Source organism: Ralstonia flaminis (assembly GCF_958415495.1).
Classification (GTDB): domain Bacteria; phylum Pseudomonadota; class Gammaproteobacteria; order Burkholderiales; family Burkholderiaceae; genus Ralstonia; species Ralstonia flaminis.
In genome coordinates, this window is sequence record NZ_CATZLL010000008.1 from 59,613 (window position 1) to 83,445 (window position 23,833).

General features: G+C 61.8%; 25 protein-coding genes and 2 tRNA genes. 16 read left to right on the forward strand and 11 right to left on the reverse strand.

Annotated features, from left to right (window positions below):
• Positions 1–43 precede the first annotated feature (43 nt).
• Both R2N11_RS13875 and lpdA read left to right on the forward strand, forming a co-directional pair.
• Complete coding sequence (locus R2N11_RS13875; RefSeq protein WP_199029895.1) at positions 44–616, forward strand: Ntn hydrolase family protein; 573 nt, start codon at positions 44–46, stop codon at positions 614–616.
• A 56-nt stretch (positions 617–672) separates the two neighbouring features.
• A complete protein-coding gene (lpdA, locus tag R2N11_RS13880) occupies positions 673–2,454 on the forward strand; it encodes a dihydrolipoyl dehydrogenase (protein ID WP_316681436.1) in 1,782 nt (593 codons plus the stop codon).
• A 98-nt stretch (positions 2,455–2,552) separates the two neighbouring features.
• Here lpdA and R2N11_RS13885 read toward each other — a convergent pair whose 3' ends face one another.
• Together R2N11_RS13885 and R2N11_RS13890 are read right to left on the reverse strand one after the other, a co-directional pair.
• A complete protein-coding gene (locus tag R2N11_RS13885) occupies positions 2,553–3,113 on the reverse strand; it encodes a hypothetical protein (RefSeq protein ID WP_199029891.1) in 561 nt (186 codons plus the stop codon).
• A gap of 331 nt (positions 3,114–3,444) precedes the next feature.
• Positions 3,445–4,023, reverse strand: a complete 579-nt coding sequence (locus R2N11_RS13890; protein WP_021194645.1) for a phasin family protein — start codon at positions 4,021–4,023, stop codon at positions 3,445–3,447.
• Positions 4,024–4,428: 405 nt separating this feature from the next.
• On the opposite strand from R2N11_RS13890, the gene R2N11_RS13895 reads away from it, so the two are divergent.
• The 5 genes from R2N11_RS13895 to pbpG all read left to right on the forward strand — a co-directional run bounded on the left by R2N11_RS13895 (position 4,429) and on the right by pbpG (position 9,187).
• Entirely contained in the window at positions 4,429–5,391 is a 963-nt protein-coding gene (locus R2N11_RS13895) for a histone deacetylase family protein (protein WP_199029889.1), read from the forward strand.
• Positions 5,388–6,305, forward strand: coding sequence for a DMT family transporter (locus R2N11_RS13900; RefSeq protein WP_199029887.1), 918 nt, complete (start codon positions 5,388–5,390; stop codon positions 6,303–6,305). The genes R2N11_RS13895 and R2N11_RS13900 overlap by 4 nt, the downstream gene beginning before the upstream one ends.
• A 66-nt stretch (positions 6,306–6,371) precedes the next feature.
• Positions 6,372–6,815: an acyl-CoA thioesterase gene (locus R2N11_RS13905; protein ID WP_199029885.1), complete on the forward strand. Its 444-nt coding sequence runs from the start codon at positions 6,372–6,374 to the stop codon at positions 6,813–6,815.
• Positions 6,816–6,834: 19 nt separating this feature from the next.
• Positions 6,835–7,542: a nitroreductase gene (locus R2N11_RS13910; protein WP_316681438.1), complete on the forward strand. Its 708-nt coding sequence runs from the start codon at positions 6,835–6,837 to the stop codon at positions 7,540–7,542.
• Positions 7,543–7,996: 454 nt separating this feature from the next.
• Entirely contained in the window at positions 7,997–9,187 is a 1,191-nt protein-coding gene (gene pbpG, locus R2N11_RS13915; protein ID WP_199029881.1) for a D-alanyl-D-alanine endopeptidase, read from the forward strand.
• Between the two features lie 69 nt (positions 9,188–9,256).
• Here pbpG and R2N11_RS13920 read toward each other — a convergent pair whose 3' ends face one another.
• Positions 9,257–10,054 carry an IclR family transcriptional regulator gene (locus R2N11_RS13920; protein ID WP_039597466.1) on the reverse strand — a complete coding sequence of 266 codons (798 nt, stop codon included), beginning with the start codon at positions 10,052–10,054 and terminating at the stop codon, positions 9,257–9,259.
• A gap of 240 nt (positions 10,055–10,294) precedes the next feature.
• Here R2N11_RS13920 and R2N11_RS13925 point away from each other — a divergent pair, with 240 nt between their 5' ends.
• From R2N11_RS13925 to R2N11_RS13945, 5 genes are all read left to right on the forward strand, one after another.
• A complete protein-coding gene (locus R2N11_RS13925; protein ID WP_199029879.1) occupies positions 10,295–11,020 on the forward strand; it encodes a (Fe-S)-binding protein in 726 nt (241 codons plus the stop codon).
• Positions 11,021–11,050: 30 nt separating this feature from the next.
• Positions 11,051–12,460, forward strand: a complete 1,410-nt coding sequence (locus R2N11_RS13930; protein ID WP_316681439.1) for a LutB/LldF family L-lactate oxidation iron-sulfur protein — start codon at positions 11,051–11,053, stop codon at positions 12,458–12,460.
• A complete protein-coding gene (locus R2N11_RS13935) occupies positions 12,457–12,738 on the forward strand; it encodes a hypothetical protein (RefSeq protein WP_199029875.1) in 282 nt (93 codons plus the stop codon). The genes R2N11_RS13930 and R2N11_RS13935 overlap by 4 nt, the downstream gene beginning before the upstream one ends.
• A gap of 69 nt (positions 12,739–12,807) precedes the next feature.
• On the forward strand, positions 12,808–13,122 hold the full coding sequence (locus R2N11_RS13940) for a TM2 domain-containing protein (RefSeq protein WP_199029872.1): 315 nt from the start codon (positions 12,808–12,810) through the stop codon (positions 13,120–13,122).
• Between the two features lie 14 nt (positions 13,123–13,136).
• A complete protein-coding gene (locus R2N11_RS13945; protein ID WP_199029870.1) occupies positions 13,137–13,304 on the forward strand; it encodes a hypothetical protein in 168 nt (55 codons plus the stop codon).
• A gap of 3 nt (positions 13,305–13,307) precedes the next feature.
• On the opposite strand, the gene R2N11_RS13950 is transcribed toward R2N11_RS13945, so the two are convergent.
• The 5 genes from R2N11_RS13950 to R2N11_RS13970 all read right to left on the reverse strand — a co-directional run bounded on the left by R2N11_RS13950 (position 13,308) and on the right by R2N11_RS13970 (position 15,793).
• Positions 13,308–14,069, reverse strand: a complete 762-nt coding sequence (locus tag R2N11_RS13950) for an arginyltransferase (RefSeq protein WP_199029868.1) — start codon at positions 14,067–14,069, stop codon at positions 13,308–13,310.
• Positions 14,056–14,802 carry a leucyl/phenylalanyl-tRNA--protein transferase gene (aat, locus tag R2N11_RS13955; RefSeq protein WP_316681441.1) on the reverse strand — a complete coding sequence of 249 codons (747 nt, stop codon included), beginning with the start codon at positions 14,800–14,802 and terminating at the stop codon, positions 14,056–14,058. The genes R2N11_RS13950 and aat overlap by 14 nt, the downstream gene beginning before the upstream one ends.
• Before the next feature lie 25 nt (positions 14,803–14,827).
• Positions 14,828–15,415: an NUDIX hydrolase gene (locus R2N11_RS13960; RefSeq protein WP_199029864.1), complete on the reverse strand. Its 588-nt coding sequence runs from the start codon at positions 15,413–15,415 to the stop codon at positions 14,828–14,830.
• A 196-nt stretch (positions 15,416–15,611) separates the two neighbouring features.
• Positions 15,612–15,688, reverse strand: a tRNA-Met gene (locus R2N11_RS13965).
• Between the two features lie 28 nt (positions 15,689–15,716).
• Positions 15,717–15,793, reverse strand: a tRNA-Met gene (locus R2N11_RS13970).
• Between the two features lie 229 nt (positions 15,794–16,022).
• Between R2N11_RS13970 and R2N11_RS13975 the strand changes: the two genes are divergently transcribed.
• A complete protein-coding gene (locus tag R2N11_RS13975) occupies positions 16,023–17,057 on the forward strand; it encodes a quinone-dependent dihydroorotate dehydrogenase (protein WP_316681442.1) in 1,035 nt (344 codons plus the stop codon).
• Positions 17,058–17,073: 16 nt separating this feature from the next.
• On the opposite strand, the gene R2N11_RS13980 is transcribed toward R2N11_RS13975, so the two are convergent.
• A complete protein-coding gene (locus tag R2N11_RS13980) occupies positions 17,074–17,313 on the reverse strand; it encodes a hypothetical protein (protein ID WP_199029922.1) in 240 nt (79 codons plus the stop codon).
• Positions 17,314–17,707: 394 nt separating this feature from the next.
• On the opposite strand from R2N11_RS13980, the gene R2N11_RS13985 reads away from it, so the two are divergent.
• Complete coding sequence (locus R2N11_RS13985) at positions 17,708–19,612, forward strand: potassium transporter Kup (RefSeq protein ID WP_316681443.1); 1,905 nt, start codon at positions 17,708–17,710, stop codon at positions 19,610–19,612.
• Between the two features lie 76 nt (positions 19,613–19,688).
• On the opposite strand, the gene R2N11_RS13990 is transcribed toward R2N11_RS13985, so the two are convergent.
• Together R2N11_RS13990 and R2N11_RS13995 are read right to left on the reverse strand one after the other, a co-directional pair.
• Positions 19,689–20,129, reverse strand: a complete 441-nt coding sequence (locus R2N11_RS13990; protein ID WP_316681444.1) for a hypothetical protein — start codon at positions 20,127–20,129, stop codon at positions 19,689–19,691.
• Positions 20,130–20,331: 202 nt separating this feature from the next.
• A complete protein-coding gene (locus R2N11_RS13995; RefSeq protein WP_316681445.1) occupies positions 20,332–22,668 on the reverse strand; it encodes a Tex family protein in 2,337 nt (778 codons plus the stop codon).
• Positions 22,669–22,787: 119 nt separating this feature from the next.
• Here R2N11_RS13995 and R2N11_RS14000 point away from each other — a divergent pair, with 119 nt between their 5' ends.
• Entirely contained in the window at positions 22,788–23,555 is a 768-nt protein-coding gene (locus R2N11_RS14000; RefSeq protein ID WP_316681446.1) for a hypothetical protein, read from the forward strand.
• Positions 23,556–23,593: 38 nt separating this feature from the next.
• On the forward strand, positions 23,594–23,797 hold the full coding sequence (locus tag R2N11_RS14005; RefSeq protein ID WP_021194625.1) for a DUF465 domain-containing protein: 204 nt from the start codon (positions 23,594–23,596) through the stop codon (positions 23,795–23,797).
• Positions 23,798–23,833 lie beyond the last annotated feature (36 nt).

Sequence of the window (23,833 nt, forward strand, 5' to 3'; positions counted from 1 at the left end):
CCGAGCGTGCCGGCCCAGTCGGCTGACTTTTGGCGAGGACGACATGACAACGTGCGTGGTGGTCAAGAAAGATGGCGAAGTGGCAATCGCAGCCGATTCGCTGGTGACGTTCGGTGATACGCGCCTGGCGCGCGGCTACGAGCAGAACCAGAAGATCTTCCAGGTGGGCGAGTCGCTGATCGCGCTGGCGGGTACGACGGCTCACTTTCCGGTCATGCGCAGCCTGCTGACCGGACTGGCGGATGAGTGCCGGCTCGGCACGCGCGACGACGTTTTCCGGACCTTCCTCAAGGTGCACGAAAAGCTCAAAGACGAGTATTTCGTCAACACCAAGGAAGACGACGATGATCCGTACGAGTCGTCGCAGATCACCTGCCTGATCGCCAATGCAACGGGCATCTACGGCGTCTATTCATACCGCGAAGTGTTTTCGTTCGACCGCTTCTGGGGTATTGGCTCCGGGCGCAATTTCGCGTTGGGCGCCATGTCGGCGGTGTTCGACATGCCGGGCAAGACGGCGGCGGATGTCGCACAGGTTGGCGTGGCAGCCGGTGTTGAGTTCGACAAAAGTTCTGGCGGCCCGATCGAAGTGCACACAGTACGTCTGCAGGATTGAAAGCGTCGGCGGCCAAGGCAGTGCCTGCAGCCGACGACAAGAACAAGGAGTCAGGAATGAGCTTGGTGGAAATCAAGGTGCCGGATATCGGCGATTTCGATGCGGTAGAAGTCATCGAAGTGCTGATCAAGGCGGGCGACGCCGTTGAGAAAGAGCAGTCGCTGATCGTGCTGGAGTCCGACAAGGCCAGCATGGAAGTGCCGTCGGACGTGGCTGGCAAGATCGTCGACGTGAAGGTCAAAGTCGGTGACAAGGTCGCCAAGGGCGCCGTGATTGCCACGGCGGAAGCGGGCGCAACCGCTGCTCCCGCGCCTGCGCAAGCACCGGCTCCGGCCGCAGCACCTGCTGCTGCACCGGCAGCCTCCGCACCTGTACCGCAAGCGGCCAAACACGCCGGTGGTGCTGACATCGAATGCGACATGCTCGTCCTCGGCTCCGGCCCGGGCGGTTACTCGGCCGCTTTCCGCAGTGCCGATCTCGGCATGAACACTGTGCTGGTCGAGCGTTTCTCCACGCTGGGCGGTGTCTGCCTGAACGTGGGCTGCATCCCGTCGAAGGCGCTGTTGCACACCGCTGCCGTGATGGAAGAAGTGAAGGCGATGGCCGCACACGGCATCGTCTATAGCGAGCCGAAGGTGGATATCGACCAGCTGCGCAAGCATAAGGAATCCGTGATCGGCAAGCTGACTGGCGGCCTGGCCGGCATGGCCAAGTCGCGCAAGGTGCAGGTCGTGCGCGGTGTCGGCACGTTCCTCGATCCGAACCACCTCGAAGTGCAACTGACGGGCGGTGACGGCAAGGCCGCGACCGGCGAGAAGAAGGTCATCCGCTTTGCCAAGGCGATCATCGCGGCGGGCAGCGAGGCCGTGAAGCTGCCGTTCATTCCGGAAGATCCGCGCATTGTCGATTCGACCGGCGCGCTGGAACTGCGTGAAGTGCCGGCCAAGATGCTGGTCATCGGCGGTGGCATCATCGGCCTGGAAATGGCCACGGTGTACAGCACGCTCGGCGCACGCATCGACGTGGTGGAAATGCTCGACGGCCTGATGCAGGGCGCCGACCGCGACCTCGTCAAGGTGTGGGACAAGATGAATAAGGGCCGCTTCGACAAGGTCATGCTCAAGACCAAGACGGTCGGGGTCGAAGCCAAGCCGGACGGCATCTACGTCAAGTTCGAAGGCGAGGCTGCACCGGCTGAGCCGCAACGCTACGACATGGTGTTGGTGGCTGTCGGCCGCAGCCCGAACGGCAAGCGCATCGGCGCCGAGAGGGCCGGCGTGGCCGTGACCGACCGCGGCTTTATCGAGGTCGATAAGCAGCAGCGCACCAACGTACCGCATATCTACGCGATCGGCGACATCGTCGGTCAACCGATGCTGGCGCACAAGGCCGTGCACGAGGGCCACGTGGCAGCCGAAGCCGCGCACGGCGAGAAGGCGTACTTCGATGCCAAGCAGATTCCGTCGGTGGCCTATACCGATCCGGAAGTGGCGTGGGCTGGCCTGACCGAAGACCAGTGCAAGGCACAGGGCATCAAGTACGGCAAGGGCGTGTTCCCATGGGCCGCCTCGGGTCGCGCCATCGCCAACGGTCGCGACGAGGGCTTCACCAAGCTCATCTTCGATGAGGAAACGCATCGCATCATCGGTGGCGGTATTGTCGGCACGCATGCGGGCGACCTGATCGGCGAGGTCTGCCTGGCCATCGAGATGGGTGCAGACGCTGTGGATATCGGTAAGACCATCCACCCGCATCCGACGCTGGGTGAGTCGGTGGGTATGGCTGCGGAAATCTACGAAGGCGTTTGCACGGATGTGCCGCCCGCTCGCAAGCGTTGATGTGCAATTAACCGCCAGATTTCAGGCAGACTCTGAAAACTGACTGGCAAAGGAAAGGGCCGCTCGATTGGGCGGCCCTTTTTCATTGGAGTGGCGATTTACTGGCGGGGTTGGGCTGGGCGGCGGTGCCGCCGTAGCAATCGCAATGCGGCGGTTAGCCGGCGCCAAGCCAGCCGTGCCAGCCCACGACGGTGCGCACGCCAGACGGCGATGCGAGCCTGCAGTGCTTGCCAGGTCGGCGTGGCTCGCAAGGCGGCAACCATACGCTGCTTCCAGGCCAGGAAAGCGGCTTCCCAGCGTGCGTACCAAGCGATCGCCTGCAACTGCGGCCGTACCGCAATGTAGATGCGCGCACCCAATGCCGTGCTGACGACCTTTGCCAAGATCAGGACCAGCGTCCCAGCAATGAATTTACCGCGTGCCAGCACGTAGACGGCTGCCAACTTGAATGGCAGCAACGCCAGCATCGGCAGAGCGAACGCGCAAAGGGCCTCGATCGGTTCAAGCGCTGCCAGGCGTTTCTCTACTACTTGCACCCAAGGGTGCTTGGCCAGTCGGGCAGTAACCCGCAGCATGGCGTTCCAGATCCATTCTTCGAAGAGCAGGATGAGCGCGGCCAGGAAGATCAGGCCGCGTTTGGCCAGGGATTCGCGGGACATCGGTGTGGGGCTGGGGCGGTAATCCGCAATATAGGATGGAGCGCCGGGTATCCACAAAAGTTCGCAGTTTGAAGCGCTGGGGCGATTCGAGCGCACACAAAAAACCCGGCCGAAGCCGGGTCAAAGGTACCCACTGATCACCACTGAGGACAGGTTTTCTCTGGCGGTACCGAGGAGACAAACCAACGAACACAGTGGAATTGACCGCCGTGCGTGCGTTTCGGTTCCGCGCAAATGCACGCAAACGATATGTTTGGAGGATTGTTTCGAGCGCCAAAAACAAAACGGGCCTCCCGAAGGAGGCCCGCTTGAGCAGAAAGTTTCAGACCGATTAGGCAGCGGTCGTGGTCTTCTTGCTGGTGGCAGCACGCGCTTGAGCCGAAGCTTGGGCGGTTGCCTTGCTGGCAGCGTTGGCAGCAGCGTGGAAGTTGCTTTCAGCCAGTTCCACAGCTTGCTTGGTGGCCTTTTGGACCGAGTCGTACGCGTTGTTGGCGGCCGACAGAGCCGACTTCACCAGAGCAACAGCCGATTCCGAACCAGCCGGGGCGTTCTTCGACACGTTGTCGACCAGCGCTTGCAGCTTGCGGCTGTTTTCGGCGATTTGCGATTCTGCAGCCTTGCTGAATTCGGTTTGCGTGTCCGAAGCGATTTCGTACAGGTGGCGGCTGTAAGCCAGAACCTTTTCTGCCAGCGGCTGAACAGCAGCAGTTTGCACCGACAGCAGTTCTTGTGCGTCTTTGGCAGTCAGGGCCTTCTTGGCGTGCTCGACGTTTTCGGCCAGGGTAGCCTTGACGACTTGCAGGTTCAGTTCGACCAGTTTCTCGACGCCTTCAAAAGCCTTGTTGGTCAGGCCAAAGAAGGTTTCCAGGTTGGCCTTGTGCGCCGCAGCGATCTGTTCCTGAGTCAGCATGTTGTCTCTCCAATGCAAGGTGGACGGGGGGAATCAAAATCAAAAATTTAGATCGCCCAGATGTACAAAGCATGACGGTCTGCGTCGGGCCTTCCAGGCGACATCACGATGGCTTAAAGATGGTGCATCGCAACAATTCCATTGTTGTTGAACGCCAAACCAGTGTCAAGCGGCTTTTGTGCATCGCACAAAAATCAGAATTGGCTGATTTTTCGTGCACAGGAATTGCGCAGCAAACCGTTTGCCGTAACTTTTTGTGGCAAAAGAATGCGCATTTGTGGTGCGTGACGAAGTTGTTCTCACGCAATAAGCGGCAATTTCGTCTCAAAAAACATACTGACGCAGCCTAGGTTAGGATGCGTCCGTTCGCCAATTCTGTTGCGCTGCAATTATTTGCTATCTCTCATGCGGGCGTTCTATACCGATCACTTTGTGCTGCCGCTGCCCCCTGGTCACCGGTTTCCGATGCGTAAATACAGTGAGCTACGCGAGCGGGTGTTGACCGAGGTACCCGGGTTGGCGATGCATGAAGCCCCGCGCGCCGACGACCAGGCTTTGCTACTGGCGCATGGGCTTGACTATGTCCAGGCGGTGAGTGCCGGCCTGCTGGATCCGGCACGCCAGCGTGAAATCGGCTTCCCGTGGTCGCCGGAGATGGTGGAGCGTAGCCGCCGGTCCGCCGGCGCAACGATGGCCGCATGCGAAGCGGCGATGACCGATGGCATTGCCGTCAATCTGGCGGGCGGTACGCATCACGCTTATGCAGACAAGGGCGCTGGTTTTTGTGTCTTCAACGACGCAGCCATTGCTTCGCGTTGGATGCAGCGTCAGCCGGGCAGGGTGCCCGCCGAGTTTCCTGTTGCGATCATTGACCTGGATGTGCACCAGGGCAATGGCACCGCGTCGATCCTGCGTGACGATGCCTCGGTGTTCACGTTGTCGGTGCACGGTGAGAAGAACTACCCGTTCCGCAAAGAGGCATCTGACTTGGACGTGGGCCTGCACGACGGCTGCGGCGATCACGACTATCTGGAAGCACTGACCGGCGCGCTCGACATCCTGGCGGGGCGATTCAAGCCAAGCCTGATCATCTATCTGGCTGGCGCCGATCCACACGAAGGAGATCGTCTGGGCAGGCTCAAGCTGACGATGGCGGGGCTGGCCGCGCGCGACCAACAGGTGTTCGATTTTGCGTATCAACGACGGATTCCGATTGCCGTTACCATGGCGGGCGGCTACGGCAACAATATCGACGACACCGTGGCCGTCCACGCGCAGACGGTCGCGCTGGCTGCCCGGCATGCACAGCGTTGGGCGGCGCGCGACAAGGCTGCCACCGCATCGATCTCTTTTCCGCTTTCCGCATGACCCAAGCGTATTCCGCTGTGCCGGCGCCGGCTCGCGATTCCCTCTTCGTGGCTGCGATGCCGTGGCTGTTCGTGCTGATCTGGAGCACTGGCTTTATCGTGGCCAAGTACGGCATGCCGTACGCTGAGCCCATCACGTTCCTCTTCCTGCGCTTTGTTGGCGTGCTGGTGTGCCTGCTGCCGCTCGTGTGGTTGGCGCGGGTGCCGTTGCCGCGTCGCGCGGGCACGAATGAAGTCGATTGGGCAACCGTTGGCCACCTTGCCGTAGCGGGTGTGTTGATGCAGTGGGGCTATCTGGCCGGGGTGTGGGCGGCGGTCAAACTGGGTATGCCGGCAGGCATGACGGCACTGATTGTCGGCATGCAGCCGATACTCACGGCGTTGTATGTATCGATGCGTGGCGAGCGCGTGACGGGGCGCCAGTGGCTGGGCCTGCTGTGCGGTATCGCCGGGGTGGGGCTGGTTGTGGCGAATAAGTTGCACCTGGCCGGCGTGGGCGTGACGACGCTGGCGCTATGCGTGGGCGCACTGCTGTCGATCACGATTGGCACGCTGTACCAGAAGCGCCATTGCCCGGTGTTCGATCTGCGCATGGGCGCATGCATTCAATTCGGCGCGTCGGCGCTGCTGTGTCTGCCGTTCATGTTCCTGTTCGAGACGCGCGAGGTGCACTGGACTGCGCAGATGATCGGCTCGCTGGTGTGGTCGGTGCTGGCACTGTCCATCGGCGCGATCTCGCTGCTGTTTGTATTGATCCGTCAGGGCGCGGCGACCAAGGTGACGTCTCTGCTGTACCTGACGCCGCCAACGACTGCGGTCATGGCCTGGGCCCTGTTCGGTGAGCGCTTTCCGCCGCTGGCCGCACTCGGCATGGTGATCGCTGCGTGTGGTGTGGCACTGGTGATCCGCAAGTGAGCGCCGCTGACTTGAAAACGGCTGGCGTATCCTCGTAGTTTTCCAATCTCCAGAGCGCACGCCAGCATGAGCACGCCCCGACAGACGCGCGACGACTACCGCCACTTCCACACCATCACCACGCGCTGGATGGACAACGACGTCTACGGCCACGTCAACAACGTCGTCTACTACAGCTACTTTGATACCGTGGTGAACGCCTACCTGATCGAGCAGGGCGTGCTGGACCCTGAGCACAGCGACACCATCGGCCTCGTCATCGAAACGCAGTGCAACTACTTCGCGCCGCTATCGTTTCCTGATCCAGTGGTCGCGGGCTTGCGCGTTGCGCGCCTGGGCAACACCAGCGTGCGCTATGAGGTAGGGCTGTTCCGTGGCGATGCACGCGAGGCGGCAGCGCAAGGGCACTTCGTGCACGTCTACGTTGATCGAGAAACGCGCCGGCCCGTGCCGCTGCCAGAGGCGTTGCGTGCCGTGCTGGAACCATTGGTCGCCAACGTCGTTGCTTGATTGACCTGCCTTGTTTGTCATGAACGATCGATGCCCCAGCCCCGCCGAGGTCGAGCTCGTCGACCAGGCCATCACGTCGCGCCGCTCAATTCGCGCGTTCCTACCCAAGCCTGTCGCGCGGGAGGATATCGAAGCCATTCTGGATGTCGCACGCCGCGCGCCCTCAGGTAGCAATACGCAGCCGTGGAAGGTCTACGTGCTGATGGGCGAATCAAAGGCGCGTTTGTCGGAATCTGTGCTGGCTGCGTATGACCATCCGGAGGTCGATACGCTGCATCGCGAAGAGTATCCGTATTACCCTCGCACGTGGGTCGATCCGTATCAAAGCCGTCGTCGCAAGGTAGGTTGGGACTTATACAGCCTGCTCGGTATTGGGCGTGCAGAGAAGGCGCGCATGCATGCGCAGCACGCACGCAATTTCCGCTTCTTCGATGCGCCGGTCGGTCTCATCTTTAGCATCGATCGCGTGATGGAGCAGGGCAGTTGGCTCGACTACGGCATGTTCCTCGAAGCCGTGATGGTGGCGGCGCGTGCACGCGGCATCGATACGTGTCCGCAAGCGGCCTTCACGCCATTCCATCGCATCATCAAAGCGCACCTGACGTTGTCTGATGACGAAATGGTCGTGTGCGGTATGTCGATGGGGTATGTCGACCCGTCCGCCATCGAAAACACGCTGATCACCGAGCGTGCACCTGTCTCAGACTTCACTCGATTTCTCGATTGACGCGCCAACGCGCCATCGCCTGCACGCTACAGCGCACATCTTCGTGCAAAGAGCGAATAGAGGAAAAAAAATCGTCAAGCTGTGTCAACAGATTCAGTCGGTGTGTCGTTAGACTTCCATCATGCAGTCGGCGTGTAAGCGCGGGCGCATTGTGAGGAAGTGTTGGACGACGTTGTAAACCGTGATTGTCACCGCCTAGGTGGGAATTCGAGCGGGATGAGGTGCTCTGTTCCGGAGCCTTCGCAATACGTTTTGACGCGTTACTCAGAAAGTGCCCTATGCGCAACTTTCTTCGCAAATTGTGGCCTGCCGTAGCAGGGAATTGCGTCGAAATGATGTCTGAATGATAAGGCTCCACAGGTCAAACTTTAAGGCTGTGAGCTAAGTCCTTCATCTTGCTAAGAATTTTGTTTTTGCCTACACTTGCGCCATCTCACGCGCGGGTGATCGAATCATGTCACGGTCTGTATCCTCATTTTTCCGACGTCTCGGCCTAGCTTCGCTGATGACCGTCGCGCTCGCCGCTGTTTCCGTCGCCTCCGTGGCCCATGCTGCCACTGCCGACAAAAAGCCCGCCGCCAGCAAGAAAGCCAAATCCAAAGGCAAGACTGTCGCCAGCAAGAAAGCCAGCGCCAAGGTCGCGGCTGCCAGCAGCGATGAAACTGCCACCTCCAAGGTCCGCAAGGTCGTGACCGTAAAGGGCAAGCGCCGCGTGATCGTGGTTGAACGCGGTGCACGCCCGGTGCGCGCGGCCTTTGTGCCGGCCAGCCCGACGCTGGGCGAAGCGATGGGTCTGCGTTCCACGCCGGATGCGCTGGCGCTGCGTTCGTCTGTCGCACTGGTGATGGATCAGAACACTGGTGAAGTCCTGTTTCAGAAGAATTCGGCCGCTGTGTTGCCGATCGCCTCGATCACCAAGCTGATGACCGCGCTGGTCGTGACCGAAGCGCATCAGCCGATGGACGAACTGCTTGAGATCACTGAAGAAGACCGCGACTACGAGCGCAACACCGGCTCGCGTCTGCGCTTTGGCACGATGCTCACGCGTGAAGACTTGCTGCTGCTGGCGCTGATGTCGTCTGAGAACCGTGCGGCTTCGGCGCTGGGGCGCAACTATCCGGGCGGCCGTCCGGCATTCGTTGCCGCCATGAACCGCAAGGCGCATGAACTCGGCATGAACGACACGCACTACGTCGATTCGAACGGCCTGTCGAGCAGCAACGTATCGAGCGCACAGGATCTGGCCAAGATCGTCGTTGCCGCTTACAAGGTCCCCACGATCCGCCAGTTCACAACCACCACCGAGCACACTGTCAACGCCAACGGCCGCTCGCTGCACTACGTGAATACCAACCGCCTGGTGCGTGGCGGCGAATGGGACATCGGTCTGCAGAAGACCGGCTTCATCAACGAAGCGGGCCGCTGCCTGGTGATGCAGGCCAACGTGCATGGCCGCAACGTGGTGATGGTGTTCTTGGATTCCGCTGGCAACCTGACGCGCTTTGCGGATGCCACGCGCGTGCGCAACTGGCTGGAACGCAATCCGCATGTCGAGGCCGCTACGCAGGCTGCTGCGCCGCTGCGCAACGTGCCGGTGTCGACGCAACCGACGACGGTGCTGGCTTCGGAGCAGCGCGGCGCCTGAGTTGCAGTCTGATCGCCCAACAAAAAAGCGCGTCCGATGACGCGCTTTTTTGTTGGGTAAAGCCGGCGCTCATTCTGCGCGTACCGGCTCCTCGTCATAGGTGTAGCCCATGCCCTTGGAAATCTGCAGGGCGGTGTCCTTGAGATTGTCGAGCCAGCTGTCCTGCAGCCGGTCTGCCGGTGCGGACAGCGACAGGCCCGCCACCAGCCGGCGCGAATCGTCGTAGATGCCGGCAGCGATACAGCGCACGCCGAGTTCCAGCTCTTCGTTGTCACGTGCGTAGCCGTTGGTGCGCACCCAATTCAACTCACGCTCCAGCTTGGGCAGATCGGTAATCGACGTACGCGTGTGGCCCGACAGGCCGGTGCGCGTGGCATAGGCACGCACGCGGCCGATCTCGTCTGCCGCCAGGAACAGCTTACCGACCGATGTCAGATGCAGCGGCGCGCGACCACCAATGGCGCGCACGACCTGCATGCCCGAGCGCTCAGAGTAGGCGCGCTCGATGTAGACGATTTCATCGCCCTGGCGTACGGAAAGGTTGACGGTCTGGCCGGTCAGGCGATGCAGCGCGCGCATGGGCGTCAGCGCGGCTTCACGCACTGACAGGCGCGCCTTGACCAGATTGCCGAGTTCCAGCAGGCGCATGCCGAGGCGATAGCTGCCCGGGTCGGAGCGATCGACAAAGCGGCACGCCACCATGTCGTTCAGGATGCGGTGGGCGGTGGACGGGTGCAGTCCGGTGCTGGCGGACAGCGCCTTCAGGCTGACCGGATCGGCGTGCTCGGCCAGTGCGTCAAGCAGCATCATCATGCGTTCGATGACCTGGATGGACGTCTTGCCGGGGTCCTTGTCTGCTTCTGCCATGGGTGCCGGGATAGGTGCGAATGCGATGCAAAATTTTATCCCACGATGTGAAAATGCGCACCATCCTGATACGTGATTCCGGATATTTTCGAGGGCATTCTCGGTCGCGCCTGCGTTGTGCTTAAGAGGGCATCGTGAAGCGCACTCATGGGCGGCATGAAGAAGTTCTATGCCTGAAAACCCGCGCTGGCTGGGCGTCGGGCGCATAATGACGGCTTCCAAGAACACACGAGACTCCCCATGCGCGTAGGACTGTTCGTCACTTGCCTGGTTGATCTGATGCGGCCTGACATCGGTTTTTCGGTGCTCAAGCTGCTGGAAAAGGCCGGTTACGACGTGGTGGTGCCGCCGGCCCAGACGTGCTGCGGCCAGCCTGCCTACAACTCGGGTGATCGCCCGCTGGCGCGCGATCTGGCCGAGAAAACGCTCAAGGAATTCGAACAGTTTGATTACGTGGTCATCCCGTCCGGCTCGTGCGGCGGCATGATCCGCAAGGGTTACGCCGATCTCTTTCGCGATGATCCGGAGCTTGCCGGCCGCTACGAGCGCTTGGCGCCCCGCGTGCACGAGCTGACCGATTTCCTTGTCAATGTCGCGCGTATCGAGTCGCTCGATTCCGAATTCAAAGGCCACGTCACGTATCACGATTCATGCTCGGGCCTGCGCGAGCTGGGCGTAAAGACGCAGCCGCGCGAGTTGCTCGGCAAGCTGCCCGGCGTGCAACTGACCGAGATGCCGTCGTGCGAGGCGTGTTGCGGCTTCGGCGGCACGTTCTCGATTAAGTACGGCGATATTTCCACTGCCATCGCCGACGAGAAGTGCGCCAACATCAAGGCCAGTGGCGCTGATGCCGTGGTGCTTGGTGATGTGGGCTGCATGCTCAACATCGAAGGTCGGCTGCGCCGCACGGGCGATACGAGCACGCGTGTGCTGCATATCGCGCAGGTCCTTGCCGGCGACGCCTGAGCGCCAAGAACACGACGGAGACGCAATCGCATGCAAGTCCGCAGCATGGAATTCAAGGCGCGTGCCGGGCAGAAGCTTGCCGACAAGCGCCTGCAGCAGAATCTCACCAAGCTCTCGACCAAGTTCGTCACCGCACGCGCGACGGCCATTCAGGAGATTGATTTCCCGGCCACGCGCGAGGCGTTGAAAGAACGTCGCAACCGCGCGCTGGAGAACCTTGATGTATGGCTCGCCACATTCGAGGCTGAGGCCACGCGCCGCGGCGCCAAGGTGCTCTTTGCTGAAACGACGGCCGATGCCGCTCGCCTGGTGGCGGAAATCGCCCGCAAGCACGAGGTCAAGAAGGTCATCAAAAGCAAGTCGATGGTGACCGAAGAGATGCGCCTGAATCAGGTGCTCGGCGAGATGGGCGTGCAAAGCATCGAAACGGATCTGGGGGAATACATCCTCCAGATCAACGACAGCGAGCCACCGTCGCACATCATCGCGCCGGTGGTGCACAAGGATAAGGAAGAGATCGCTGACCTCTTCGCCAAGACGCACAACAAGCCGCGCCTGACCGACATCCCTGAAATGACCCGCGAGGCGCGCGAGGTGCTGCGCCCCGAGTTTCTTTCTGCCGACATGGGTGTGACGGGCGGCAACTTCATCATTGCCGAGACGGGCTCGGTCGCCGTCGTTACCAACGAAGGCAATGAAGGCATGTGCACGATCATGCCGCGCGTGCACGTCGCCGTGACGGGCATCGAAAAAGTATTGCCGACACTCGAAGATCTGGCGACCGTGATGCGCCTGTTGCCGCGCTCGGCCACAGGGCAGGCCATCTCGAATTACTTCTCGTTGTTGACCGGTCCGCGCGCGCCCGGCGAGAAAGACGGCCCTGAGCACATGTACTTCGTCATCGTCGATGGTGGCCGCAGTGGTTTGATCGGTGGCGAGTTTCAGGAGATGCTGCGTTGTATCCGCTGTGGCGCATGCATGAACCATTGCCCGGTCTATCAGAAGATCGGTGGGCATGCCTATGGTTGGGTGTATCCAGGCCCGATGGGCAGTGTGCTCACGCCGAGCTACGTCGGACTGTCGAACGCGCTGGACCTGCCGCAGGCGGCTACGCTGTGCGGCGAATGTAATCGCGTCTGCCCGGCATCGATTCCCTTATCAGACCTGCTGCGCAAGCTGCGCGAGAAGCAGATGGAGCGCGAACTGCGCCCGCAATCCGAGCGTTTCGGCTTGCGCGTATGGGGCTTCATGGCGCGGCGGCCGGCGCTGTATTCAGCGGGTACATGGGTTGCGGCGCGTGTGCTGCGCTGGATGGGCGGCGACAAGAAGCTGATCCATTCGCTGCCGGTCGGCAAGGGGTGGACCGATACACGAGACATGCCGGCCCCCGCCGGTAAAACATTCCGTGAGTTGTACCGTGAGAAGAGGGCGCGTGCATGACCGCTGCTGAATCCCTGCAAACGCTGCGTGACGCGCTGGATCGCCATGCGCAATCGCCTGACATTCCGCGCTTGCTCAAGCATTGGCGCGATGAAACCACGCTTGCGCCGCTGGCCGTGCTGCCGCCGGCATACGACCAGGTCCGCCGGTCGATGCTGCAGCGGCTGGACATGGCCGTGTCGTTCAGTGAGGAGAGTTGCTCGTTCTCGCCGGCGTCGCTGCTTGCCGAGATGCGCCTGTGGGCCGACAAGGCAGAGGCCAAGCTCGCCAGCATGTAATCGATACGCGACATGGAACGCGCGAGCCGCGCTGCTGTCTGACCGGAAACGCCCAAGCTTACCGACCCTATGAACGAAACTGCCCGCGAAATCATGCTGTATGACGCCCAAAAGAAGACCACCGGCGTCGCCTACCTCTGGTGGTTCCTGTTGGGCTTTCTCGGGGCGCATCGTTTCTACGTGAAACGGCCGGGCAGCGGCATCGCGCAGGCGGTCGCCAACATTGGCGGGACCTGGCTGGCGTTTCGCGACATGAGCAATACGGCGGGCTGGGTGCTGGCCGTCATCGGCGGGCTGTGGGTTTTGGTGGATGTATTCCTGATCCCGGGGATGGTCCGCGCATACAACACGGTGCTGGCCGAACGGCTCACAACCACGCCATGAGAGGAGTTGACCCGATGAACCGAACGACTGGATGGAAACGTGCCGTGCTGTGGGCCGCGGGGTTGGTGTGCGTGGGTGCCGCGCTGGCAGGTTGCACGACCTCGCGCGAGCAATACAGCCAGAGCTCCAATATCAGCGCATACGGCGTGATCGATGCCGGGATTGAGCGAACCTCTCGCTGAGGCTTACTCCGTGGCCGGTGCTACGTCCTCAAATCGCCGCCACTCCCCATTGACCAGCAACTCCAGCGGCTGGAACAAAGCCTTGTAGGCCATCTTGCGGCTCTGTTCGATCCAGTAGCCGAGGTAGACATAGGGCAGGTCCAACGCCTGCGCCTGGGCGATCTGCCAGAGCACATTGTATGTTCCGTAGCTCGCCTTGTGCTCCATCGGATCGTAGAACGTGTAGACGGACGACAAACCGTCCTCCAGCACGTCGATCATGCTTACCATGCGCAGCTTGCCCGCCAATGGCGATTCGGGTGGCTCGCGAAACTCGACTAGACGCGAATTCACCCGGCTTTGCAGCAGGAACTGCTCGTACTGGTCGCGGCTGTCATGATCCATGCCGCCGCCGGCGTGGCGGACGGATTGGTAAAGCAGGTAGAGCTGGTAGTGCTCTTCGACATAGGTGAGCGGAGCGACCAGCGCCTCGAGCGACTGATGCCGCTCCACAGCGCGGCGTTGCGTGCGTGAAGGCGAAAACTGATCGACCACGACGCGACAGGGCGTGCATGCGTGGCAGTCGTCACAGTGGGGGCGATACGTGAAGATGCCGCTGCGCCGGAACCCGGCGCGCACGAGCTTGGAGTAGACGTCCGCGTTGATCAGGTGCGCCGGCGTGGCGACCTGCGAGCGCGCCAAGCGGCCATCCAGGTAGCTGCACGCGTAAGGCGCGGTGGCATAGAACTGCAATGCCGAGAGAGGAAGTTCCTTAAGCTTGCTCATTGCGCACGGTCCATCGACGAAGCGCGGATTTGTCGAAGTGCCACGGCACGATGGCCGGTGCGTTGGCCGCTTCCCGCACATGCGCGAGAAACGCTGCGCGCGGCACCGGGGCTCCTCCCAGCGACGCCAGATGTTCGGTCTCCTGCTGGCAGTCTATCATCGCGACGCCCTGACTGCCGAGGAAGGCGCACAGTGCCGCCAAGGCGATTTTTGAGGCGTCGGTACGGTGGGCGAACATGGATTCACCGTAGAACATATGGCCCAAAGATACGCCGTACAGACCGCCTACGCGCTTGCCGGCATACCAGGTCTCGACGCTGTGGGCATAGCCGCGACGGTGCAGGGCGGTATACGCCTGGATCACGTCCTCGGTGATCCACGTGCCGTGCTGGCCAGGACGCGCGGTGGTGGCGCAGTCGACCATCGTTTCGCGGAATGCGTGGTCGATGCGGATTTCCCAGGCGGGGTTATCGAGCACGCGGCGCAGTGTCTTGCGGAACGTAGCTGATACGCGAAAGTCCTCCGGGCGCAGCACCATGCGCGGATCAGTGCTCCACCACAGCACCGGCTGGCCCTGCGCATACCAGGGAAAGATGCCTTGCCGATACGCAATCAGCAGCCGCTGCGGAGAGAGTTCGGCGCTTGCGGCAAGCAGGCCCGGCGCCTCGGATTCAGGCCCGAGCGCGCGATCGACCGGCGGAAAGGGATCGTGCGGATCCAGCCAGGCGATCATGATGCGGAGAAATGTTGAGGCTGGATTACGACGTCGTGGCCGGTGTGTCGACCGTGGCCGAGCGCATTGGCTTGTAGATGTCCAGCGTGTGGAGGCGGAAGCTGCCGTCGGTCAGCTTGCCTGCCGCGCGGTCGGCAAAGAAGCAGCGAAGCGTATGGATGACGGTCGGGAAGGCGAGGTCATCCCAGGGGATGTCGGCTTCATTGAAGAGCGCGACTTCCAGGCTTTCCTCGCCCGCAGCGAAATTGAGATTGCTCAACTTGGCCAGGTAGAACAGGTGCACCTGATGCACGTGCGGCACATTCAGCACCGAATACAGTTCACCGATCTCGATGCTGGCGCCAGCTTCTTCCAGCGTTTCTCGCTCGGCGGCTTGCGCGGTCGTCTCTCCAATTTCCATGAAGCCCGCGGGCAAGGTCCAGAAACCGTAGCGCGGCTCGATGGCGCGTTTGCACAGCAGGACCTGATCGTTCCACACGGGCACAGTGCCGACCACGTTGCGCGGATTCACGTAGTGAATCGTATTGCAGTGATCGCACACGTCGCGCAGTCGGTTGTCGCCGGCGGGAATGCGCGAGACGACTGGCTGGCCGCAGTTGGAACAGAATTTCATGGGAACCATGTGCACTCAGGCAAGTGGAATATCTCAGTGTATCACCGAGGTGGCGTGGCCCCGCATGGGTCGGGGTATCGACTGAGCTGCGGGCTGTGGCGGCACGCAGAAAAGCAAAAAGCCCGCTAGTGCGGGCTTTGCTGCAGTGTTTCTTATTCGGCCCAGGTCTTGGAGCGAGCCGTTCGACTTTCGTCGTTGGTTGCGGGGGCAGGATTTGAACCTGCGACCTTCGGGTTATGAGCCCGACGAGCTGCCAGACTGCTCCACCCCGCGTCCGTAAAAAACACGTTCGACTTCTGGCTGGTTGCGGGGGCAGGATTTGAACCTGCGACCTTCGGGTTATGAGCCCGACGAGCTGCCAGACTGCTCCACCCCGCGTCCGTCGAATAAAAGAGTATATCGAAACTGCTGTGGCAATGCAACATCTTTCTCGTGCAATCGTCACCGGGGTGGTGCGTGATGTTCGTGCGATGTGCCTACGATGGCAAACCGTGCCTGATTGTTAGACGCATCCAGTATCGTGATGTTCGAATGCGGCGCACACGATGCATTGCAATGCGCGCGCCATTTACAATGCGGCCTTTCGCGTTTTCTCCTGACTCTGACCGTGCTCAACGCCCTGTACCCGCTTGCCCGCCCGCTGCTGTTTTCGATGGACCCCGAAGACGCGCACCACTTCACGTTGAACCAGCTCAAGCGGGCGCATGCGATGGGGTTCTCCAGTTGCATCGGCACGCGTATTGCGCCGCAGCCGCGCACGGTGATGGGCGTGACGTTTCCGAACGCAGTGGGTCTGGCCGCAGGGCTGGACAAGGACGGTGCCTATATCGACGCGCTTGGCGCGCTTGGCTTCGGCTTCATCGAGGTGGGCACGGTCACGCCGCGCGCGCAGCCGGGCAACCCGCGCCCGCGCATGTTCCGCTTGCCGGCCGCGAACGCGTTGATCAACCGCATGGGTTTCAACAACGGCGGTGTCGACGCCTTCATCAATAACGTGAAGGCATCGAAGTGGCGTGAGGCAGGTGGTGTGCTTGGCCTGAACATCGGCAAGAACGCCGATACGCCCATCGAACGCGCCGTCGACGATTACCTGCACTGCCTGGAGCGCGTGTACCCGCATGCCAGCTACGTGACGGTGAACATCTCGTCGCCGAATACGAAGAACTTGCGTCAGCTCCAGGGTGCGAGCGAACTCGATAGCCTGCTCGGTACGCTGCGCGATGCACAGCAGCGCCTGGCCGATCAGCACAAGCGCTATGTGCCGGTGGCGTTGAAGATCGCGCCGGATCTCGACGACGACCAGATTGCCAACGTGGCCGATGCGTTGTTGCGCCACAAGATGGATGGCGTGATCGCTACCAACACGACGATCAGCCGCGAAGCTGTGACCGGCTTGGCGCATGCCGAAGAGGCGGGCGGCCTGTCGGGTCAGCCGGTGCGTGAAGGTTCGACGCGAGTGATTCGCGCGCTGCGCGGTTTACTGGGCGATGCCGTACCGATCATCGGCGTGGGCGGCATTCTGGCGGGTGAGCACGCGCGCGAGAAGATCGACGCTGGCGCACAGCTTGTGCAGCTCTATACCGGGTTGATCTATCGTGGTCCGTCGTTGGTGGCGGAGTGCGCTCGCGCGCTGGCACGTTGAACCGTGTCAACCGGCCCTAGCGCCGGGTCAGGTAGATGACGATGGCGCTGACGGCCACCACGGCCGCCGCCACGTCATACGGGCCTGTGTAGTCCGCCCACACCGCCGGATCGAGACGCTGCGCGAACGCCGACTGCGTCCAGGGCAGGATCACGCGCGGAATGGCGAACAGCACCACAGCGACGACCAGCAGCACGATCAGTGCGGCCAGTGCAGTCTGTGTGCGTCCCCAGATGCGGATGGATGAATAGGACAAGGCCCGACCTTGTTCAGGGATTGCCGCGTCGCCGTCCGGGCGATCTGGCAAAGAAGTTTGCAATTCAGCTTTGTCAGTCATTCTCCTACAAAGTTCTGTCCGCTGCTGTCCTACGTTTGGCTATGTGCAGTACAGCACGCCTGACCCGGCAACAAGGTGCATAGCGCTTGGCTTTGTACCGGTTTCCGTTGCAGATATCAAACGGCTGTTTGTCGATGCGGTTCGACGCGGTCGCCCCAAAACGCCAATGGCAAGGGGGGATTTGTCCTGATGCAGCGCGGCAACGATTGCCCGTTTGAGGGGTTGGCGTGAGAAAGGCGCGGAGTACAATCCGCCCTCATTGTGCATTGCACTATTTTTTGAGCGGCCAGTACTTCGGCCGATTTACAAGCACATGAGTCAAGCTCTTACAGCCGCGGGGTCCCCCCCCAAGACCAACGTAAACCTGCGCGCCATGGTGATCGGCGCGGTCGGTGTGGTGTTCGGCGACATCGGGACCAGCCCGCTGTACTCGCTCAAGGAAGCCTTCAATCCGGAGCACGGCATTCCCTTTTCCAATACCGCGGTGCTCGGCATCATTTCGATGCTCTTCTGGGCGATGGTGATCGTGGTGTCGCTCAAGTACGTGCTGTTCGTGATGCGCGCCGACAACAACGGCGAAGGCGGCATCCTCGCGCTGATGGCGCTGTCGCTGCGCACGGCCAATCCGAACTCAAAACGCGTGTCGCTGCTGATGATGCTCGGCGTCTTCGGGGCGTGCATGTTCTATGGCGATGCGGTGATCACGCCGGCCATCTCGGTGCTTTCAGCCATGGAGGGCCTGGAGATCGCGGCGCCTGCGCTATCGCCGTTCGTGCTGCCGATCACGCTGGTGATCCTGACGGCGCTGTTCCTGATCCAGCGCAGCGGTACATCGGTGGTCGGCAAGCTGTTTGGTCCAGTGATGTTGGTGTGGTTTGCCGCACTGGCAGCGTTGGGCTTGATGAACCTGGTGAAGGCTCCCCAGATTCTGGTGGCCATCAACCCGATGTATGCGATTTCGTTCCTGCATGACCACGCGCTGCAGGCATTCATCGTGCTGGGTTCGGTGTTTCTGGTGCTGACCGGCGCGGAAGCGCTGTACGCCGACATGGGCCACTTTGGCGCGCGCCCGATCCGCTGGGCGTGGTTCTTTATCGTGGCACCGAGCCTGTTGCTGAACTACTTCGGCCAGGGCGCCATGATGCTGACCGACCCGAGCACGATCGAGAACCCGTTCTACCGCTCCGTGCCGGAGGCGCTGCAGCTGCCGATGGTGGTGCTGGCCGCGGCCGCAACGGTCATTGCCTCGCAGGCCGTGATCTCGGGGGCGTTCTCGCTGACGAGCCAAGCGATTCAGCTGGGCTTTGTGCCGCGCATGCGCATCCGTTATACGTCGGAAGCCGAGATCGGCCAGATCTACGTGCCGATGGTCAACTGGATGCTGCTGATCCTGGTGATTGGCGTGGTGCTGGCGTTCAAGAAGTCCGACAACCTGGCCGCGGCCTACGGTATTGCCGTGACGACCACGATGGTCATTACCACGGTACTGGCAGCGGTGGTGATGCGCTCGGTGTGGCGCTGGAATACGGTGCTGGTGACGCTGGTGATCCTGGGCTTCCTGGTCGTCGACCTGGCGTTCTTCGCGGCCAACCTGCTGAAGATTCGTGACGGTGGCTGGTTCCCGCTGATGCTGGGTGCCGGCGTGTTCTTCCTGCTGATGACCTGGTACAAAGGCAAGAAGCTGCTGCGCGCACGCAGCCTGGAAGATGGCATTCCGCTGGAGCCGTTTCTGGCGGGCCTGCTGGCGCATCCGCCGCATCGCGTGGAAGGCACGGCGGTGTTCCTGACCGGCAATACCGACTTTGTGCCGGTGTCGCTGCTGCATAACCTGAAGCACAACCGCGTGCTGCACGAACGCGTGATTTTCATCAGCTTTGTCACGCGCGACATTCCGTACGTGGATGACAAGCACCGCGTGACGGTGCGCGACCTGGGCGGCGGCATCTACATCGTCAAGGCCGAATATGGCTTCAAGGAAACGCCGGACGTGTACCGTGTGCTTGAACTGGGTCAGCCGCAGATCGGCACGCGCTGTGAACTGATGGACACGTCATTCTTCATCGCGCGTGAATCGGTGGTGCCGTCCAAGTTGCCGGGAATGTCGATGTGGCGCGAGCGTCTGTTTGCCTGGATGCACCAGAACGGCGCCAAGCCTTCGGACTTCTTCCATATTCCCGCCAACCGCGTGGTGGAGCTGGGGACCAAGGTCGAGATTTAAGACCGGCGTCACTGAAAAACAAAACGGCCCGTGCGAGAGAGACGCACGGGCCGTTTTGCTTGAGGCGGCGCTTGAGTTAGATCTTCGACGCGTCGTGGTCGCGCTTGTGCACTTCGTGGTTGCGTGCGCGCACGTCGTGGTTGCGGTCTTTGACGTCGGCGTGGAGGTCTTTGCGGTCCTGGTGCAGGTCGTGGCGTTCTGCGTTGACTTGGTGTTGTTCCTGGGCGCGCTTTTGATCCCAGTACTCAGCACCTTTGACGTTGCCGTTGGCCAGGTCGCGGTTTTCGCGGCGTTGATCAGCGTTGCGTGCGGCGCGGTCGACGTTCAGTGCAGCCTTGTCGCTGCCGATGTCGGCACGATCCTGGCGGATATCACGGTTATCGTGACGGATATCACGGTTGTCCTGATGGATCTGCTGATTGTCTTGTTGCACCTGCGTGACCGGAGTGGTCTGGGCGAAGGCAGCGGTACCAGCAACAGCAAGCAGAACAGCGATCAGGGTGTGGCTCGTCTTCATGGTGTTTCTCCTCGTGGGTGCCAGGCGCGGTGTGTGCCTGTGCCTCCTTAACGGGCCGAAAAGACGCGCCGACGACGCGCGAGTGTTAGGAAAGTTCCATACAAGTAAGGACTTGTAACGCACTCCGCATAGTTCGAGATGGGCCAACAAAAAGCCCGCCGGGTCCGAAGACCGGGCGGGCTCTGGCCAGCGAAACGTGCGTTTAGCGCTTGAGCTTGGCGAAGGCGGCCGCCATGGCGCCACCTGCCGGTGCTGCGTCACGGCGTTGCTGGCCGCCTTGGCGGTTGCTGCCGCCGTTCGGGCGATCACCACCGCCGGTGCGGGCAGGCGTCTGGCCTGGCTCGTCCGACAGGCGCATCGTCAAACCGATGCGGTTGCGCTTCACGTCGACCTCCATCACCTTGACCTTGACGATCTGGCCGGGCTTGACCACCTCGTGCGGATCGCGCACGAACTTGGTCGACAGCGCCGACACGTGCACCAGCCCATCCTGATGCACGCCGATGTCGATGAACGCACCGAAGGCCGCCACGTTGGTTACCACGCCTTCGAGCACCATGCCGGGCTGCAGGTCCTTGATGTCTTCCACGCCGTCCTGAAAGGTGGCTGTCTTGAACTCGGGGCGCGGGTCGCGGCCGGGCTTTTCCAGTTCGGACAGGATGTCCACCACGGTCGGCAGGCCAAACTTCTCGTCGGTGAAGTCACGGGCGGTCAGGCCGCGCAGTGCCTCGCGGTTGCCGAGCACGTCGCCGATGCCTTTCTTGATGCTGTCCAGAATGCGCTTGACCACCGGATACGCTTCCGGGTGCACCGACGAGCGATCGAGCGGGTTGTCTCCGTCGTTGACGCGCAGGAAGCCGGCGGCTTGCTCGAACGTCTTGTCGCCCAGGCGCGGCACCTTCTTCAGTGCATCGCGGTTGGAGAACGCGCCGTTGGCATCGCGGTATTCGACGATGTTCTTGGCGAGGATCGAGTTCAGGCCCGACACGCGCGCCAGCAGCGGGGCAGAGGCGGTGTTCACATCTACGCCGACCGCGTTCACGCAATCCTCGACAATCGCATCCAACGCGCGGGCCAGCTCACGCTGGTTCACGTCGTGCTGGTATTGACCAACGCCGATCGACTTCGGATCGATCTTCACCAACTCCGCCAACGGGTCTTGCAGACGGCGCGCAATCGATACCGCGCCGCGCAGCGACACGTCCAGCTCCGGGAATTCCTTGGCGGCCAGTTCCGACGCCGAATACACCGACGCGCCAGCCTCGCTCACCACGATCTTGGTGAGCTTCAGCTCGGGCATGTTGCGCATGAGGTCTTGCACCAGCTTGTCAGTCTCGCGGCTGGCGGTGCCGTTGCCGATGGAAACCAGCGCCACGCCGTGCTGCTTGGCCAGGCGTGCCATCGTCGAAAGGGAGCCATTCCAGTCGCGGCGCGGTTCGTGCGGGTAAATCGTGGCGGTTTCCAGCAGCTTGCCGGTGTGATCCACCACCGCAATCTTGCAGCCCGTACGGATACCAGGATCGACGCCCATCACAGCCTTCGGGCCAGCGGGTGCGGCCAGCAGCAGGTCGTGCAGGTTGCGGCCGAAGATCTTGATGGCCTCAGCTTCAGCCGATTCGCGCAACTGCGTCAGCAATTCCGTCTCGATATGCGGCTGCACCTTGACGCGCCAGCACCAGCGGCAGACGTCCGACAGCCACTTGTCGGCCGCGCGGCCCTTGTTTTCGATGCCGACATGGCGCGCGATCATGGTTTCGCACGGGTGCGGGCTCATCGCATCCTGTTCTTCGCCCAGACCGAGCTTGACGAACAGTACGCCCGCATTGCGGCCGCGGAACAGCGCCAGCGCACGGTGCGACGGCACGTTGCGGATGGGCTCGCTGTAGGCGTAGTAATCGCGGAATTTCTCTTCCTCGGCGGTTTCCTTACCTTCCACCACCGTTGACGAGACCAAGCCGTGGTTCCACAGGTGCTCGCGCACCTTGCCCAGCAGCTCGGCGGTCTCGCCAAACTGTTCGGAGAGGATGTCGCGTGCGCCGTCCAGCGCAGCTTTCACGTCGGGCACGCCGCCGTCTGCGGTCGGGTTGCCGTTGACGAATTTGGCGGCTTCGGCCTGCGGGTCAAGTGTCGGATCCGCCAGCAGCGCCTGTGCCAGCGGCTCCAGGCCACATTCACGGGCGATCTGCGCGCGCGTGCGGCGCTTGGGCTTGTACGGCAGGTAGAGGTCTTCCAGCACCTGCTTGGTCTCGGCGGCTTCGATGGCCGTGCGTAGCGCGTCGGTCAGCTTGCCTTGCTCCTCAATGGAAGCCAGGATGGCCGCGCGGCGGTCTTCCAGCTCGCGCAGATACAGCAGGCGCTCTTCCAGGTTACGCAGTTGCGTGTCGTCCAGGTTGTCCGTCACTTCCTTGCGGTAGCGTGCGATAAAAGGCACGGTGGCGCCTTCGTCCAGCAGTTGCACGGCGGCGGCAACCTGATGTGGCTTGACGGCCAGTTCAACGGCAATGCGGGAGACGATCTTCTGCAACACGGAATCGGTCATTGCTTCCAGAGAGTGCGATGGGAAGCCGCGCATTTTGCCATAAGGCACAATCTGTTCCGGCGCTGACTGCGCGCCCCACGCGACGTTTGCCGCACAGGCGCGGTGATAAAATGCACGTTATGCCTACGCTCCCGTTTTCTGCCCATTGCCACACGGTTGGCCGCGCCGGTGCGCACCGTGTTTCCCGCTTGGTTCTGCTGCTTGCCGCGCTCTGTGCCGCGCCCGCATGGAGCCAATCTCAGCCGGCTGTTGCGCCGACCTCCGCATCGACTCCTGCCGTGCCTGCCACGCCACCGGATTTCGGCGCGGAACACGACCGCATCAACAGTGCCAAATCATGGGCCGAGTACCGCTATGCGCAGGCCGAGCGCGCCTGTTACGACAAATTCTTCGTTACACGCTGCATCGACAAAGCCAAGGATGTGCGCCGAACGGAACTCCACACCATCCGTGAGCGCGAGCTAGCGCTGGACGAAGCCGAGCGCGCCGACCGTGCTGCACGCCGCGATCAGGATCGCGCCATCCGCGAGGCCCAGTACAACGCCGAGCGTCCGCAACGTGAAGCTGCTGAGCAGAAAAACCGCACCGACTTCCAGAACAAGCAGGAACAGCAGCGCCTGAACGAAGCGCAACGCCAGGCCGAAGCGCCGCAGCGTGCCGCCAACGCGCAGGCGAACGCTCAGAAGCAGGCGGAGCACGATGCCAAACTCAAGGCCGCGCAAGAGCAGGGCGCCGCCAATGCCGCCAAGCGCGCAGAGAACGTCAAGCAGTTCCAGGACAAGCAGCAGGACGCCGTGCAGCGCCAGAAGGAACTGGAAGAGCGCCGCGAGCAGACCAAGCGCCGCAACGAACAAAACAACAGCAACGCGAGCCCGCTGGGGTTCTAAACTCGGAAGCGTGGACGGGTGTGTCCCGGGAGGAAGTGATGGACAGCGATCTGAACACGATCTCACGTCGCATCATCGAACTGCAGATCGAGCATCGTGATCTCGATTTCCTGATTGATAAGCTGGCGTCGGAAATTGATCACGACGAGCTGCAGCTGCGGCGGCTCAAGAAGCGCAAGCTGAAACTCAAGGACGCCATCACGCTGCTACAGTTGCAGCTTGAGCCGGACGTGCCGGCCTAAGCATCGCTCCCCCCAACTTCGAGAAGCCGCCAGCAC

What these genes read in the sequence shown, in the direction of transcription:
- R2N11_RS13875 (WP_199029895.1), top strand. Translation starts at nt 44, where the DNA reads ATGACAACGTGCGTGGTGGTCAAGAAAGATGGCGAAGTGGCAATCGCA.
- lpdA (WP_316681436.1), top strand. Translation starts at nt 673, where the DNA reads ATGAGCTTGGTGGAAATCAAGGTGCCGGATATCGGCGATTTCGATGCG.
- R2N11_RS13885 (WP_199029891.1), bottom strand. Translation starts at nt 3,113, where the DNA reads ATGTCCCGCGAATCCCTGGCCAAACGCGGCCTGATCTTCCTGGCCGCG.
- R2N11_RS13890 (WP_021194645.1), bottom strand. Translation starts at nt 4,023, where the DNA reads ATGCTGACTCAGGAACAGATCGCTGCGGCGCACAAGGCCAACCTGGAA.
- R2N11_RS13895 (WP_199029889.1), top strand. Translation starts at nt 4,429, where the DNA reads ATGCGGGCGTTCTATACCGATCACTTTGTGCTGCCGCTGCCCCCTGGT.
- R2N11_RS13900 (WP_199029887.1), top strand. Translation starts at nt 5,388, where the DNA reads ATGACCCAAGCGTATTCCGCTGTGCCGGCGCCGGCTCGCGATTCCCTC.
- R2N11_RS13905 (WP_199029885.1), top strand. Translation starts at nt 6,372, where the DNA reads ATGAGCACGCCCCGACAGACGCGCGACGACTACCGCCACTTCCACACC.
- R2N11_RS13910 (WP_316681438.1), top strand. Translation starts at nt 6,835, where the DNA reads ATGAACGATCGATGCCCCAGCCCCGCCGAGGTCGAGCTCGTCGACCAG.
- pbpG (WP_199029881.1), top strand. Translation starts at nt 7,997, where the DNA reads ATGTCACGGTCTGTATCCTCATTTTTCCGACGTCTCGGCCTAGCTTCG.
- R2N11_RS13920 (WP_039597466.1), bottom strand. Translation starts at nt 10,054, where the DNA reads ATGGCAGAAGCAGACAAGGACCCCGGCAAGACGTCCATCCAGGTCATC.
- R2N11_RS13925 (WP_199029879.1), top strand. Translation starts at nt 10,295, where the DNA reads ATGCGCGTAGGACTGTTCGTCACTTGCCTGGTTGATCTGATGCGGCCT.
- R2N11_RS13930 (WP_316681439.1), top strand. Translation starts at nt 11,051, where the DNA reads ATGCAAGTCCGCAGCATGGAATTCAAGGCGCGTGCCGGGCAGAAGCTT.
- R2N11_RS13935 (WP_199029875.1), top strand. Translation starts at nt 12,457, where the DNA reads ATGACCGCTGCTGAATCCCTGCAAACGCTGCGTGACGCGCTGGATCGC.
- R2N11_RS13940 (WP_199029872.1), top strand. Translation starts at nt 12,808, where the DNA reads ATGAACGAAACTGCCCGCGAAATCATGCTGTATGACGCCCAAAAGAAG.
- R2N11_RS13945 (WP_199029870.1), top strand. Translation starts at nt 13,137, where the DNA reads ATGAACCGAACGACTGGATGGAAACGTGCCGTGCTGTGGGCCGCGGGG.
- R2N11_RS13950 (WP_199029868.1), bottom strand. Translation starts at nt 14,069, where the DNA reads ATGAGCAAGCTTAAGGAACTTCCTCTCTCGGCATTGCAGTTCTATGCC.
- aat (WP_316681441.1), bottom strand. Translation starts at nt 14,802, where the DNA reads ATGATCGCCTGGCTGGATCCGCACGATCCCTTTCCGCCGGTCGATCGC.
- R2N11_RS13960 (WP_199029864.1), bottom strand. Translation starts at nt 15,415, where the DNA reads ATGAAATTCTGTTCCAACTGCGGCCAGCCAGTCGTCTCGCGCATTCCC.
- R2N11_RS13985 (WP_316681443.1), top strand. Translation starts at nt 17,708, where the DNA reads ATGAGTCAAGCTCTTACAGCCGCGGGGTCCCCCCCCAAGACCAACGTA.
- R2N11_RS13990 (WP_316681444.1), bottom strand. Translation starts at nt 20,129, where the DNA reads ATGAAGACGAGCCACACCCTGATCGCTGTTCTGCTTGCTGTTGCTGGT.
- R2N11_RS13995 (WP_316681445.1), bottom strand. Translation starts at nt 22,668, where the DNA reads ATGACCGATTCCGTGTTGCAGAAGATCGTCTCCCGCATTGCCGTTGAA.
- R2N11_RS14000 (WP_316681446.1), top strand. Translation starts at nt 22,788, where the DNA reads ATGCCTACGCTCCCGTTTTCTGCCCATTGCCACACGGTTGGCCGCGCC.
- R2N11_RS14005 (WP_021194625.1), top strand. Translation starts at nt 23,594, where the DNA reads ATGGACAGCGATCTGAACACGATCTCACGTCGCATCATCGAACTGCAG.